Origin of the sequence: Komagataeibacter oboediens, assembly GCF_018491655.1 — a bacterium.
Lineage (GTDB): Bacteria > Pseudomonadota > Alphaproteobacteria > Acetobacterales > Acetobacteraceae > Komagataeibacter > Komagataeibacter oboediens.
The window spans coordinates 24,606-37,463 of the sequence record NZ_JABLUU010000005.1; the positions used below are offsets into that span (position 1 = coordinate 24,606).

Genomic DNA, 12,858 nt, shown 5'->3' on the forward strand with positions numbered 1-12,858 from the left:
ATGGCGAAACAGATGGGCCGGAAGACCCCGTCGGGTCAAGACCGGCCCCGGCGTTATGTTCAAGTGCAATAAGTGCGAAAGGTTACCGTCAGGCATGAGGGATTGCCCGCGACTGTTCATTTCCCCCGAAACGACCGCCCCGATGGCATCCGGTGGCATGCTGGATCTGGAACCGGGGCAGGCCCATTACCTTGGCACTGTCATGCGCCAGCAGGTGGGGGCGGCGGTCACGGTCTTTAACGCGCGCGACGGGGAATGGCGCGGCGTGATCGACCACCTGCGCCGGGATCGCTGCCGTATCCGGCTGACGGAACGCACCCGCGCGCCCCGGCCTACGCCGGGGCTGGGCCTGCTGTTCGCGCCGCTCAAGCGTGATGCGACCGAAACGGTCATCCGCATGGGAACCGAACTGGGGGTCACGCATTTCCGCCCCGTGGTCAGCGAACGCACCAATACCCACCGCATCAATGCCGCCCGGCTGGAAAGCATCGCGATTGAGGCGGCCGAACAGTGCGAACGCCTCGACGTGCCCGTGATCGACCCGCTGGCGGACCTGCCGCTGGTGCTGTCCCGATGGCCCGACGGTGTCAGCCTGTTCGCCGCCCTTGAACGCAGCGAGGCTCCGGCCACCCCCGTCGCGGCCCGCCCGGGGGATTGTGTGCTGATTGGCCCCGAAGGCGGTTTTTCCCCGCGTGAGCATGACATCCTGCGTGGTCATGCGTCTGTCAGGCCGCTGTCGCTTGGCGAGCTTGTGCTGCGGGCGGATACCGCGGCGGCGGCGGCGCTGGCTCTTGTCGGGGCTGGCCTCAAGGCCGTATGAGGGATGGGTCAATAAATTCCTGCCCCCTCCGGCATGCGCGTTCAGCCTGTCGCCGGCGTTAATCTGACTGTCATTGAGGATATTGCCCCCGCCATGTCGAATCCCGGCGCGCATAATTCAAACGTAATCGAATCATTTGACCAGATGGTCGCAGTTCTGGCGGCCGGTGCCCGGCCGCGCCCGGAATGGCGGATCGGCACGGAACATGAAAAATTCGGTTTTGTCCGCCCCGACGCCGCAATGCCGGACCGCAGGCCCTGGTCCTCGCCACCCTATGCCCCGCAGGGGATCGAAGCCCTGCTGCGTGGTCTGGCCGCGGAAGAAGGGGGGACGCGGTGGGAAGAAATCATCGACCGTGACGCGCTGATCGGGCTGAAGGGGCGGAGGGACGCGAAAGGCAGTTCGATTTCGCTGGAACCGGGCGGGCAGTTCGAACTGTCCGGTGCGCCGCTGGCGTCCCTGCACGAAACCGGGTCCGAAATGACGCGCCACTTCACGGCCATCCGCCCGATCTGTGAGGATCTGGGCATCGGGTTCGCGCCGCTGGGGTTTCACCCCACGGCGCGGCGGTCGGATATTCCGTGGATGCCCAAGAGCCGTTATGCCATCATGCGCAACTACATGCCCAGGGTGGGAACGCTGGGGCTGGACATGATGCTGCGCACCTGCACGGTACAGGTCAATCTTGATTTCGGGTCTGAGGCGGACATGGCGCGCAAGATGCGGGTCTCGCTGGCGTTGCAGCCTGTGGCGACGGCGCTGTTCGCCAGTTCGCCTTTCTATGAAGGACGCCCCAACGGTTTCCTGTCCAACCGTGCGCGGGTCTGGACCGATACCGATAACGCGCGCGCGGGCATGCCGCGCCGTTTTCTGGAAGATGGCTTCAGCTTTGCATCCTATGTGGACTGGCTGCTGGATGTGCCGATGTATTTCGTCACCCGCGATGACCGGCTGATTGATGTCGCGGGCAGTTCGTTCCGGGGCTGGCTGGAAGGACGCTGCCCGCCGGGACTGGAGGGCGAGCGCCCGACGATCGGGGATTTCGAGGATCATCTGACCACAGCGTTTCCCGATGTGCGGCTCAAGCAGTTTCTGGAAATGCGGGGCGCAGATGCCGGGACGCCGGCCATGATGCTGGCGCAGTCCGCGTTGTGGACCGGGCTTCTGTATGATGATGCCACCCTGCACGCCGCGGAACGGCTGGTGCTGGAACACGGGTGGGATGAATATATCGCCATTCGTGGCGCGGTGCCGCGCAGCGGGCTGGACACGCCATGGGGGCAGGGCACGCTGCGCGCACTGGCCGCGCGTATGATCGAACTGGCGACTGACGGGCTGCGGGCACGCAATGTCAGGGATGCGCAGGGACGCGACGAAACCTGTCATCTGGCCCCCCTGCACGCAATTGCGGCGGGTGGCCCCACGCAGGCGGAGGCATGGCTTGCGGCCTATCATGGCCGGTGGCAGGGGGATGTCACCCGTGTCTTTGCCGAGGCCGCGGTCTGACGCGGGAGATCAGTGCATCTACAGTAAATGTAATCGAGAAGCATAATCAGTTTCGGTTATTACTTTGTAAATACAACTGATAATTATTTTTAACTTTACAATATTCTTGAGGTGACGCAGGAATTTATGCATAGAGTGGATAATGCGTAAATTCTCGTCCCTGACTGATCAGGAAATCCTCGCGCTGGCCATCTCCAATGAGGAGGAAGACGGGCGCATCTATTCCGATTTTGCTTACGCAATCCGGGAAAAATATCCCGATACGTCCAAGATATTCACCGACATGTCGGCGGAGGAAGACAGCCACCGCCGGGATCTGATCGACCTGTACGCCCGGCGGTTTGGCCCCCATATCCCGCTGATCCGCCGTCAGGACATTGCGGATTTCATCGTGCGCAAGCCCGCATGGCAGGTCCAGACGCAGGGGATCGAGGCCGTGCGCCAGCATGCCCGGCAGATGGAAATGGATGCCGCGCGCTTCTACCGTCAGGCCGCGCTGCGCACTACTGACGCCGTCACGCGCAAGCTGCTGGGCGACCTGGCCCATGCCGAGGACCAGCACGAACAGGCCGCCAACGCGATTGAACTGGACCGCCTGCCCCTGAACAAGCGCGAAAGCGAGGATGAGGACGCCCGCCGCCGCTTCGTGCTGCAGGTCATCCAGCCCGGCCTTGTCGGGCTGATGGACGGGTCGGTGTCCACGCTGGCCCCCGTCTTTGCCGCGGCGTTCGCCACGCATCAGCCATGGAATGCCTTTCTGGTCGGCATGGCGGCGTCGGTCGGGGCGGGGATTTCCATGGGCTTTGCCGAAGCCCTGTCCGATGATGGCAAGCTGTCAGGTCGTGGCGCGCCGCTGCTGCGCGGGCTGATATGCGGGCTCATGACCACGGCGGGGGGGATCGGCCATACGCTGCCGTTCCTGATCAATGATTTTTCGGCGGCAATGATCGCGGCCGTGATCGTGGTGGTGATCGAACTGTTCGTGATTTCATGGATACGCTGGCGGTATCAGGAAACACCGTTCGGGTCGGCCGTCGTGCAGATCGTGCTTGGCGGCCTGCTGGTGTTTGCCGCCGGTGTGCTGATTGGCAGTTCCTGATCCGCCTGCCTTGATATTAACCCCATGATGGGGCACCAGTGGGCGGCTACTTCGTGCATGGATCGTCCCGTATCATGAAATTCCATCCTACCCTTGCCATCTGTGGTCTGGCCTGCCTGCTGGCTGCCGGCAGCCCGTTGTCCATTGCCCATGCGCAGGAACAGATGGCCGTTGGCGCGTCGGATCAGGACCATGCCCTGCTGGAGCGCGTTGAACGGCATCTGGATGCGATCAGCCTGCTGAAAGCCCGTTTCCGCCAGACTGCACCTGATGGCAAGCAGAGCACCGGGACCGCGTGGATCGACCGGACGAATCGGCGCATGCGGTTTCAGTATGATCCGCCCAGCCCGCTGCTGCTGGTCGCCAATCATGATCAGGTCGTCTTCAACGACAGCCAGCTGGACCAGACCACCACCATGCCCATGGAAAAGACGCCGCTGGGCCTGCTGCTGCGTCCGCACCTCCAGCTATCGGGGGATGTGACGGTCACCGGCCTGTCGCATGATGGTAATGTGCTGGAGATCACGCTGGTGCGCACCGATTCCCCCGGTGACGGCAGCATGACGCTGATTTTCCATGACAGTCCGCTGCTGCTGCGTGGCTGGATCATTCAGGACGCCCAGCAGGAAACCACCCGTGTCGACCTGCTTGATGCATCAACCGGTGGCCCTATGCCGCCAGATTCGCTGTTCAGTACCGACCTGCCCGAACAGCACTGACCCCGGTCATTATCCCTGCGGCCCGCGTGCAAGTTCCAGCGCGCGAGCATAGACCGTGCGGCGCGGCAGGCTGGTAATGCCGGCCACAAGGGCGGCCGCGTCCTTGACCGACAGGGTGCGCAGGGCTTCACGTAACTGCGTGTCCAGGTCCGTGGCCGTGCTGTCATCATGCAATGGCGGGCCAAGCACCACCGTAATCTCGCCCCGTGCCGGGTTTTCTGCGTAGTGGGCGGCCAGTTCGGCTACCGTGCCCCGGCGCACTTCCTCAAACCGCTTGGTCAGTTCGCGCGCGACGGCGGCATGGCGGTCGCCCCCCATGACATCGGCCAGCGTCGCCAGCATTTCGGCCAGCCGGTGCGGTGCTTCGTGCCAGATCAGGGTGGCGGACAGCCCGGCGCATTCCGCTGCGTGCAGTTGTGCCAGTACCTCGCGCCGTGCGGCTTCACGCGGGGGCAGGAAGCCCGAAAACATGAATGGATGTGGCGGTAGCCCCGACAGCGTCAGCGCCATGACCGCCGCGTTGGGGCCGGGTACCGCGGTCACTTGGCCACCCGCCGCCACAACCGCGCGCACCAGCCTGTAGCCGGGATCGGACATGAGCGGCGTGCCCGCATCCGAAATCACCGCGATGCGCTGGCCCGTGCCCAATGCGTCAAGCAGGGCGGGGATCTGCCGGTCCTCATTATGGTCGTGCAGGGGACGGGTGCGGGTATGGATGCCGTATTCCCGCAACAGCCGTGCGCTGGTACGCGTGTCCTCGCACAGGATCAGGTCGACGGCCTGCAATGTTTCCACTGCCCGGCGGCTCATGTCACCCAGATTGCCAATGGGGGTGGAAACAAGGATAAGTTCTCCATCCCGGTGCAGAACCGCAATGGTTTCATCCACGTTCCCTGCATGACGGAGGGGCGTTTCTCCGCTATGAAGCGTTCTGGGGGGAATGTCCGTCGGATGTTCCGCGGCATGTTGAGATTTTGAAGGCGAGGAAGATGAGGCGTCAGACATTCGGAACCCAGATGCAAGGACAGGATGTTGATTCTGCCTCTTCGCGCTTTGCATGCAAGCGCTTATTGTTTGCCGGGCTGGCCCTGTCGGCGCTGACGGCATGCGCCAGCGGGGGCGGGCACCATCGTGGCCCGCAGGCCGGCCGTGGCGTGGGTGTCCTGCTGCCACTGACCGGCACCAACGCCCATCTGGGTCAGGAAATGCTGACCGCCACCCGCATGGCCATGAATTCCCCCACATCACCCTCGCTGGACGTGCATGATACCGCGGCCCCGGGTGCAACCGCCGCGACTGCCGCGCAGGCCGCCGTCACGGCAGGGGACGGACTGATCCTGGGGCCGTTGACGACGGATGACACGGCCCGCGCGGCCACGATCGTCACGGCGGCGCATATTCCCATGCTGGCGTTCACCAGTGACATGTCCGTAGCCCAGCCGGGCGTGTGGACGCTGGGCATTGCCCCGGAACAGCAGGTGCGGCGCATGGTGCTGGCCGCCCGGCAGCAGGGGCGTCAGCATTTTGTCGCCTTCCTGCCTGACAACCGGCTGGGGCGCGCGCTGGGGCAGGCGCTGCAGCAGGTGTGCGAGGAAAATGGCCTGCAGTCCCCGCAGATCATGTTCCATGACAGCACGCAGGCTTCCATTCTCACTGGCCTGAAAACCCTGTCCGCCTTTGAAACGCGTGCCAGCGCCGTGGTGCAGCCCGACGCCACGACGCAGCCCGCGCCCGATGCGCAGGCTGCCCCCAAGGTGGATGCGACTGTTGATCCCGCCAATCCCGATGGCGCACCCGCGCCGTCGGCATCCGATCAGCCTGCGCCGTCACCCGCGCCGGCTGCTGCACCAGAATTCCCGGCGCCCCCGTTCGATGCGCTGCTGCTGGGGGATACGGGGCTGCAACTGGGCATGGTCATCAACGCGCTGGGCGAGACACATGTGGACAGCACGCATGTGCAGATCATGGGACCGGGGCTGTGGGGCGCTTTCGCCAACAAGCTGTCAGCATTGCAGGGGGCATGGTACGCAGCCCCCGATCCGGCCACGCGCCAGACTTTCGTGCAGCAGTTCATGGCGCGGTACCACCACATGCCCACGCCGCTGGCTGACCTGACCTATGATTCGGCAGCACTGGTCAAGGCGCTGGATCAGGCCCGTCCGGCGGGCAGCCCGAATGGCTATTCCGTGCAGGCGCTGACCCGGCCAGAAGGGTTTGGCGGGGTGGATGGCGCGTTCGGTTTTCTTGAAAATGGCAAGACGCGGCGTGATCTTGCAGTGTTCCAGATCCTGCCGTCCGGTGGTAGCAGGATCGTCATTCCCCCCGCAGGCAAGCTGCGCCGCAGCGCCAATTAGGCGCGAAAGGGGAAGGGCATAATACGCGTCGCGGCCGGTCAGGCCGCGACAGTGGCCCCGCAGGACAGTACCGGGCGGATGGCATGCAGCGCGGCTTCAAAACTGCGGTAGGTGGCAAGCGGACGCTCACGGATCTGGTCGATCAGCACCCAGCCCATGCCTTCGGGGCGAACCATGTAGGCAGGGTTTGCGTTCTCACGTACCCAGACCAGGACATGATCCATGTCGACTTCATCGTTTTCGTCACGGTTGGTGATGTCCGCATCACACAGGCCCATGCAGGCACCTGCCTGCAGCCAGCGCATCAGGTATTCGCGGTGACGGGGCAGGAAACCCTGCCGCAGGGAAACAACATTGGTGGCGGAAGCCTGCTGATCCATCATGTGCATTCCGTTGGCCCTCTGACTGTCGTGGAGTGACAATGTAGGAACAACGCTATTCCTGCATGGCTGCTTTGCCAAACTGAATTTGGGAATGAAAGCCGCAGAAACAGGCAGAAACCTCACCCTGTGATAAAAAAGCAATAATATGTTGCATAACTGCCTATTTATTAATCTTATTTTTAGGCAAATGCCTATTCCATCGGCGGTGAAGCCATAGCCAACTGCCCGGATGCTGTCGAATGGTGCCTTCAATCCGGTCATTGACCATCTGGGTCAGTTCCATCTGGTCCTGAGTCCGGTCCCCGCTATCGGGCAGGTCCAGTGGCGGGTGAACGTGAATGCGCAGCCGCGCCGGGCCCAGCCGTTCGACATACCCTGGTATGACAGGACAACGCAGTTTGATCGCCATGGCTGCCATGGCGCCTGCGGTCATGGCGGGCAGGCCGAAAAAACGCGCCGCCACGCCGTCATTCATCTTCTGGTCCACCAGCATGCCCAGATGCCCGCCCTTCAGGATATGCGCCAGTGCGCTGCGTGCGCCGCGTGCGCCCTTGGCGAACAGGGGCACGGGCTGTCCCATCGCCGCGTCGCGCAGGTCACACAGGATCCGGTCGACCAGCGGATTGTTCGGGGCACGGTAGAACGATGAAAATGGCAGGCCGTACCGCGCGACGGCAGGCGGCAGCATTTCCCAGTTGCCGATATGACCGGATACGAAAATGGTCGGCCCGCCCCGCGCTGCCTGCGCCTGGAGGTGTTCCTCGCCCACCACGTCCCAACCGGGACCACTGGCGGGATTGCGGGGCAGGGTGGAAAGATGGGGGAATTCTCCGGCATTGCGACCGATATTATCCCACATGTCCCGTATCACGCGGCGGCGCATGGTTGCGTCCAGTTCCGGCATGGCCATGCGCAGGTTGGCATCGGCAATGCGCGACACCGGCAGGCGTGGTCCCACCACCCGGCACAGGAAACCGCCAAGGTTGGATGCCCGCACCGGCCCGATGCGGCGGAATATGGCCAGCAATCCGCGCACGAACGCGGCTTCAAGGCGCATCTGCCGGGTGGGGCGTGAGGGGATGGGTGCTGTCATGCGTCTGTTCTGCCCAGCCATAGGTCAAGTATGTGGTCCGGCATGGCGGACGTGCCCCATGCCAGTTGCAGTCCTGCGGTCACGACCTGCATCCGCACGTCCGGGGGCAGGCGTACGGCATCTTTTTCCGTTGTGACAAGGCAGGCGTCCAGCTGCGCCGCAAGTGCAAGCAGGCGCCTGCAGTCCGTCAGGGTATAGGGATGGTGGTCGGCAAATGCCACGCAGCGCAAGGGGATGATGCCAATGCTGGCAAGGCCGTCAAAAAACTTGTCAGGCCGTCCGATTCCGGCAAAGGCGATAACGGGCCTGTTGCGCGGCACGGCATCCGCCTTCTGTTGCAACGTGGCGGTATAGCAGGGCAGACCCTTTTTTATGGAGGTCGTCATGCCCCGCTGGTCCGTACCCATCACGACCACGCCACCTGCGCGCGCCAGACCGGCAGCCACGGGTTCGCGCAGCGGCCCGGCGGGCAGGACACGCCCGTTGCCGAATCCGACCGCGCCATCCACCACGACAAGGGAGAGGTCCTGATGCAACGTGGGATTCTGGAAACCGTCATCCATCACCAGACAGTCTACCCCATCGCTTATGGCCCGGCGGGCTGAAATGGCCCGATCAGCCCCGACATAACATGGGGCGACACGGGCCAGCAGCAGCGGTTCGTCGCCCGCCTCGCGCGCGGTATGCCGCTGCGGGTCCACTTTCGTGCCCGCAGGCAGCTTTCCGCCGTAACCGCGCGACAGAAAGGCCGGACGCCGCCCCCGCGCAATGGCGCGCTGTGCCAGATCAAGGCCAAGCGGGGTCTTGCCCGTGCCGCCCACCCCGATATTCCCGCAGCACAGCACGGGCACCGGCGCACGCCATCCCGTCGCCCGTACCCGGCGCGCCGTGGCGGCGGCATATATCCATGACAGCGGGGAAAGCAGGTGCGCCGCCCACCCCGGATGGGCCGGCGAAGTCCACCAGAAGGCCGGGGGGCGTATCATCGTCCTGCCATCGCCACGATCGCGGCTGCAACCTGCCGCGCAATGTCCGGATCGGACGGGGAGGCAACAGTGGGTACGGTGTTGTCCGAACCGCGTTGCCCCATATGCGCGATGACCCATTGCGCGATATCCTGCGCTGTCCGCACATAATGGACGCGTGTGCCCATCCGGGCATAGGCCTGACGGAAATTGCCTGTCTGTGGACCGCTGGCTATCGTGCACCCGGCATGTGCCGGTTCCGCCGGATTATGGCCGCCCCCGGCACAGCCCGGCAGGCTGTTTCCCATGAGGACGGGCGCGCCAAGGGCGTAGAACAGTCCCGTCTCCCCCAATGTGTCGCATATCCATACGGCGTCATGGTCCCTAGGAAACTGTCCCTCCGCCCGGCGGGGTAGCGGGTGACCCGCAAGGGTTTCGATTTCTGTCCCGCGTTCGGGATGGCGGGGAATGATGATGGTCAGCGCGTCGGGCACGGTATGGCGGACCAGATGGCTGGCGGCCAGAATTCCGGCTTCTTCCCCCCGATGGGTCGAGGCGGCGACCCAGACCGGACGCCCCGCAAGGTGGTGGTGGATTTCGTCCAGCGCCGACGGATCATATGGCAGGGCGGGGGCGGCTTCCTTCAGGTCCGCTACAAGGTCGATCCGCGCGGCGCCCCCAAGGCGCAGGCGCTGCGCATCTTCAGGGCTGCGCGCCATGATCCATGAAAAGGCGGACAGCATGCGCGCCAGCAGGCATCGCGCCATGCCCCATCGGGCCAATGACCGGTCGGACAGGCGTCCGTTCAGCAATGCCAGCGGAATATGCCGCCTGCGGCATGAAGCGATCAGGTTGGGCCAGAGTTCGCTTTCCACCAGTGCTGCCACATCAGGTCGCCAGAAATCGACGAACCGCGCGACCCAGCGCGGAACATCCAGCGGCGCGAATTGCTGGATGACCCGTTCATGGCCGTGCAGGCCCGGCAGGCGGGCCTGCATGATTCCGGCACCTGTCACGGTACCGGTTGTAACCAGAATGGTATGGGTGGGGCTGATGGCAAGAAGCTGGCTGATAACCGGCAGCAGCGCCACGCTTTCCCCCACGCTTGCCGCGTGCAGCCATATCAGGGGGCCGGGGGGGCGACTGGCACGGCTGGCAATGCCACGGCGTTGCGGCACGCTGTCGGAGGTTTCCCTGCCGCGCGTCAGACGGCGGCGCAGGTTCAGGCGAAGGAAGGGGGGCAGCAGGCTGGCAACACCCCACCATGCCGCCGCAAGGACGGCACCGCACGGGCCTGTACCCATCCTGTCCCGGTGCGTCATGGCTGTATCAGTCCGAAAACACGCTTGCGCATGCCCTTGCGGTAACACGCCCCGCCGGGTGGGGAAAGGACACAGGCCCTTTTCCCCGGTGTGTGGTCATGACACGAAGCGGCGGAATCCCAGTCCCTGCACGCGTTCATGCAGGATGGACGGCTGGTAGGCGACGGAAATGATTTCGTGCGCCTGCTGCCATACGCTGACGGCCTCCGGCCGTTCGGTCTGCACGGTGGTAATGCCACAGCGCAGCATGAATTCGTACTGGTCGGGCAACGGCGTGCCCGTGGCCCGGATTTCCCCCGTAAACGACAGGTGTTCGCGCAGGGCACGTGCCTGCGTGAAGGCGCGTCCGTCGCGGAAGGTGGTGAACGTGACCGCCACCAGCCCGAGGCGCGGCAGGGCAGGGCGGAGCAGGGCTACATCCACATCCGGCCCGATGGCGACACCCAGCGGTGCATCGCCCGCGCGCGCCAGAGCTTCCTCCAGCCGTGCGAAAGGTACGATCACGGCGCCCGTCGCGGGAATGGGATCGTCCCCGGCAACCGTGACCCAGGCGTCATCCACGATGTGGCCATTCTCAAGCAGGGGCATAGACGGCATCCTTGAAGCTGGCGGCGCCAAGACGCCGGTACGTATCGATAAACTGCTCGTCACCCTGACGCAGCACCAGATAGGTATCGATCAGCCGGGCGATGGCGTCGACCGTTTCATCTTCCGGTAGCGCCGGACCGATGATCTGGCCAATGGCCACGTCATTGCCAGCCGAACCGCCAAGGGTAAGCTGGAAGAATTCCTCGCCGCGCTTGTCCACGCCAAGGATGCCGATATGGCCCGCATGGTGGTGCCCGCAGGCGTTGATGCAGCCAGATATGTTGATGTTCAGCCGGCCGATGCGTTCCTGCAGTTCGGGGTCGGCAAAGCGGGCGCTGAGCTTCTGCGCAATGGGGATGGAACGCGCGTTGGCCAGCGCGCAGTAATCCAGACCGGGGCAGGCAATGATATCGCCCACCAGCCCGATATTGGGCGTGCCCAGACCGGCCGCGACCAGTTTGTGCCACAGGTCACGCAGCCGGTCCTTGCGCACATGGCCCAGCACCACGTTCTGCATGTGGGTGACGCGGATTTCACCAAATGACCAGCCATCGGCCAGATCGGCGATCAGGTCCATCTGGTCCGCCGTGACATCACCGGGAATGCCGCCATCAGGCTTTACGGAAACCACGGCGCAGATGAACCCGTCATTGCGGTGGGGATGGGTGTTGGTGCGCACCCAGCGGTCAAAGGCCGGGTCCGCCCTGCGGTCGGCGGCCAGCTTCTGCGCCGCGTCAGCGGGGGCCACCAGGTCGGGAATGCCGAAGCGCGCGCGGATGCCATCCACGATGGCGGGGTCAAGCCGGTAGTCCGCGCGGTTCATCAGCGCAAATTCCGCATCGACCTTTTCGCGGAACTGCTCGACGCCCAGTGCCTGCACAAGGATCTTGATCCGGGCCTTGTACATGTTGTCGCGTCGGCCATAGGCGTTGTACACGCGCACGATGGCCTCGAGATACGCCAGCAGATCCTCTTCGGGCAGGTTGTCGCGCAACTGCACGCCAATGATCGGCGTGCGCCCAAGGCCGCCGCCCACGAACACGTCAAACACCGGCCGACCCTGCGGGCCGGGACGGGCGACCAGCCCGATATCATGGAAACGGGCGGCGACACGATCATGCGGGCTGCCGCTTATGGCGATCTTGAACTTGCGCGGCAGGAACGAGAATTCCGGGTGCAGCGTGGACCACTGGCGCAGGATTTCCGCATGAATGCGCGGGTCCAGCAGTTCATCGGCGGCCGCCCCCGCGAATTCGTCGCATGTGACATTACGGATGCAGTTGCCGCTGGTCTGGATCGCATGCATGTTCACGCGGGCCAGGTGTTCGAGGATATCGGGCGTATCCTCCAGCCGGATCCAGTTGAACTGCACGTTCTGCCGTGTGGTGAAGTGCCCGTAATCGCGGTCATACGTGCGCGCGATATGGGCAAGCGCGCGCATCTGGTCGGACCCCATCATGCCGTAGGGCACCGCAACCCGCAGCATGTAGGCATGCAACTGCAGGTACAGGCCATTCATCAGACGCAGTGGCTTGAATTCGTCCTCGCTCAGGTCGCCAGCAATGCGGCGGTTCACCTGTTCGCGGAACTGCGCCACGCGCTGGGACAGGAAGGTGCGGTCCACCTGGTCATAGGCATACCGGCCAACCGGCAGGGTCGCGGTGTCAGTGGACATGGGATATCTCCACAGGGGCAAAATCGGGGTGGACGCTGGGGCCGAACGCACGAATGCGCTCACGCATGGTCAGCGGGGATATGCCAGCTGCCGACGGATCCAGCTGCACGCCATAGATACCCACCAGTTTGCGAGCATCCGGCGTAGCCTTGGTCTGCTTTATCGCATCTTCCACATCCGCATTGTCGAAAATACGGGCATGGGCGATATGTTCCGACCATCCCTGCTGCGTCAGCCAGACAGTACGGCCATCAAGCAGACGGTTGGCGGTAATGACGCTGGCGCCGGTCGTATCCCGGCGGTTGTTCCTGACATCCACTTGTGAACCGATCCT

At 64.1% G+C, this 12,858-nt stretch carries 13 protein-coding genes; 5 read left to right on the forward strand and 8 right to left on the reverse strand.

From position 1 onward, the window contains the following. The first annotated feature begins 94 nt into the window (after positions 1 to 94). The 4 genes from HNO79_RS05990 (at position 95) to HNO79_RS06005 (ending at position 4,144) form a co-directional block, all read left to right on the forward strand. On the forward strand, positions 95 to 820 hold the full coding sequence (locus tag HNO79_RS05990; RefSeq protein WP_214164946.1) for a 16S rRNA (uracil(1498)-N(3))-methyltransferase: 726 nt from the start codon (positions 95 to 97) through the stop codon (positions 818 to 820). A gap of 93 nt (positions 821 to 913) precedes the next feature. Continuing rightward, on the forward strand, positions 914 to 2,326 hold the full coding sequence (locus HNO79_RS05995) for a glutamate--cysteine ligase (RefSeq protein WP_214164945.1): 1,413 nt from the start codon (positions 914 to 916) through the stop codon (positions 2,324 to 2,326). Positions 2,327 to 2,468: 142 nt separating this feature from the next. Then, complete coding sequence (gene mbfA, locus HNO79_RS06000) at positions 2,469 to 3,425, forward strand: iron exporter MbfA (protein WP_048856808.1); 957 nt, start codon at positions 2,469 to 2,471, stop codon at positions 3,423 to 3,425. Between the two features lie 74 nt (positions 3,426 to 3,499). Then, the gene (locus tag HNO79_RS06005) at positions 3,500 to 4,144 is read left to right on the forward strand and encodes a LolA family protein (RefSeq protein ID WP_029329313.1); all 645 of its coding nucleotides are present in this window, start codon (positions 3,500 to 3,502) and stop codon (positions 4,142 to 4,144) included. A 9-nt stretch (positions 4,145 to 4,153) separates the two neighbouring features. Here HNO79_RS06005 and rsmI read toward each other — a convergent pair whose 3' ends face one another. Then, positions 4,154 to 5,149: a 16S rRNA (cytidine(1402)-2'-O)-methyltransferase gene (gene rsmI, locus HNO79_RS06010; protein ID WP_029329321.1), complete on the reverse strand. Its 996-nt coding sequence runs from the start codon at positions 5,147 to 5,149 to the stop codon at positions 4,154 to 4,156. A gap of 11 nt (positions 5,150 to 5,160) precedes the next feature. Here rsmI and HNO79_RS06015 point away from each other — a divergent pair, with 11 nt between their 5' ends. Further along, positions 5,161 to 6,498, forward strand: coding sequence for a penicillin-binding protein activator (locus tag HNO79_RS06015; protein WP_214164944.1), 1,338 nt, complete (start codon positions 5,161 to 5,163; stop codon positions 6,496 to 6,498). Positions 6,499 to 6,536: 38 nt separating this feature from the next. On the opposite strand, the gene HNO79_RS06020 is transcribed toward HNO79_RS06015, so the two are convergent. The 7 genes from HNO79_RS06020 to HNO79_RS06050 all read right to left on the reverse strand — a co-directional run bounded on the left by HNO79_RS06020 (position 6,537) and on the right by HNO79_RS06050 (position 12,843). Beyond that, complete coding sequence (locus HNO79_RS06020) at positions 6,537 to 6,881, reverse strand: hypothetical protein (protein ID WP_010513516.1); 345 nt, start codon at positions 6,879 to 6,881, stop codon at positions 6,537 to 6,539. Positions 6,882 to 7,041: 160 nt separating this feature from the next. Beyond that, complete coding sequence (locus HNO79_RS06025) at positions 7,042 to 7,974, reverse strand: LpxL/LpxP family acyltransferase (RefSeq protein ID WP_110507137.1); 933 nt, start codon at positions 7,972 to 7,974, stop codon at positions 7,042 to 7,044. Next, positions 7,971 to 8,957 (reverse strand): tetraacyldisaccharide 4'-kinase, encoded by a 987-nt coding sequence (gene lpxK / locus HNO79_RS06030; RefSeq protein ID WP_408885690.1) that lies wholly within the window; start codon positions 8,955 to 8,957, stop codon positions 7,971 to 7,973. The genes HNO79_RS06025 and lpxK overlap by 4 nt, the downstream gene beginning before the upstream one ends. Beyond that, the gene (locus HNO79_RS06035; RefSeq protein WP_244987440.1) at positions 8,957 to 10,243 is read right to left on the reverse strand and encodes a 3-deoxy-D-manno-octulosonic acid transferase; all 1,287 of its coding nucleotides are present in this window, start codon (positions 10,241 to 10,243) and stop codon (positions 8,957 to 8,959) included. Before HNO79_RS06035 ends, lpxK begins: the two co-directional genes overlap by 1 nt. A gap of 114 nt (positions 10,244 to 10,357) precedes the next feature. Continuing rightward, the gene (locus tag HNO79_RS06040; protein ID WP_214164941.1) at positions 10,358 to 10,849 is read right to left on the reverse strand and encodes a DUF934 domain-containing protein; all 492 of its coding nucleotides are present in this window, start codon (positions 10,847 to 10,849) and stop codon (positions 10,358 to 10,360) included. Continuing rightward, a complete protein-coding gene (locus tag HNO79_RS06045) occupies positions 10,836 to 12,524 on the reverse strand; it encodes a nitrite/sulfite reductase (protein WP_200409406.1) in 1,689 nt (562 codons plus the stop codon). Before HNO79_RS06045 ends, HNO79_RS06040 begins: the two co-directional genes overlap by 14 nt. Continuing rightward, positions 12,514 to 12,843, reverse strand: a complete 330-nt coding sequence (locus HNO79_RS06050; RefSeq protein ID WP_010513507.1) for a DUF2849 domain-containing protein — start codon at positions 12,841 to 12,843, stop codon at positions 12,514 to 12,516. The genes HNO79_RS06045 and HNO79_RS06050 overlap by 11 nt, the downstream gene beginning before the upstream one ends. Between the last annotated feature and the right edge of the window lie 15 nt (positions 12,844 to 12,858).

Coding starts and splice junctions, on each gene's coding strand:
- HNO79_RS06020 (WP_010513516.1), bottom strand. CDS start 6,881: ATGATGGATCAGCAGGCTTCCGCCACCAATGTTGTTTCCCTGCGGCAG.
- HNO79_RS06035 (WP_244987440.1), bottom strand. CDS start 10,243: ATGGGTACAGGCCCGTGCGGTGCCGTCCTTGCGGCGGCATGGTGGGGT.
- HNO79_RS06040 (WP_214164941.1), bottom strand. CDS start 10,849: ATGCCCCTGCTTGAGAATGGCCACATCGTGGATGACGCCTGGGTCACG.
- HNO79_RS06025 (WP_110507137.1), bottom strand. CDS start 7,974: ATGACAGCACCCATCCCCTCACGCCCCACCCGGCAGATGCGCCTTGAA.
- HNO79_RS06005 (WP_029329313.1), top strand. CDS start 3,500: ATGAAATTCCATCCTACCCTTGCCATCTGTGGTCTGGCCTGCCTGCTG.
- mbfA (WP_048856808.1), top strand. CDS start 2,469: ATGCGTAAATTCTCGTCCCTGACTGATCAGGAAATCCTCGCGCTGGCC.
- rsmI (WP_029329321.1), bottom strand. CDS start 5,149: ATGTCTGACGCCTCATCTTCCTCGCCTTCAAAATCTCAACATGCCGCG.
- HNO79_RS05990 (WP_214164946.1), top strand. CDS start 95: ATGAGGGATTGCCCGCGACTGTTCATTTCCCCCGAAACGACCGCCCCG.
- HNO79_RS06015 (WP_214164944.1), top strand. CDS start 5,161: ATGCAAGGACAGGATGTTGATTCTGCCTCTTCGCGCTTTGCATGCAAG.
- HNO79_RS05995 (WP_214164945.1), top strand. CDS start 914: ATGTCGAATCCCGGCGCGCATAATTCAAACGTAATCGAATCATTTGAC.
- HNO79_RS06045 (WP_200409406.1), bottom strand. CDS start 12,524: ATGTCCACTGACACCGCGACCCTGCCGGTTGGCCGGTATGCCTATGAC.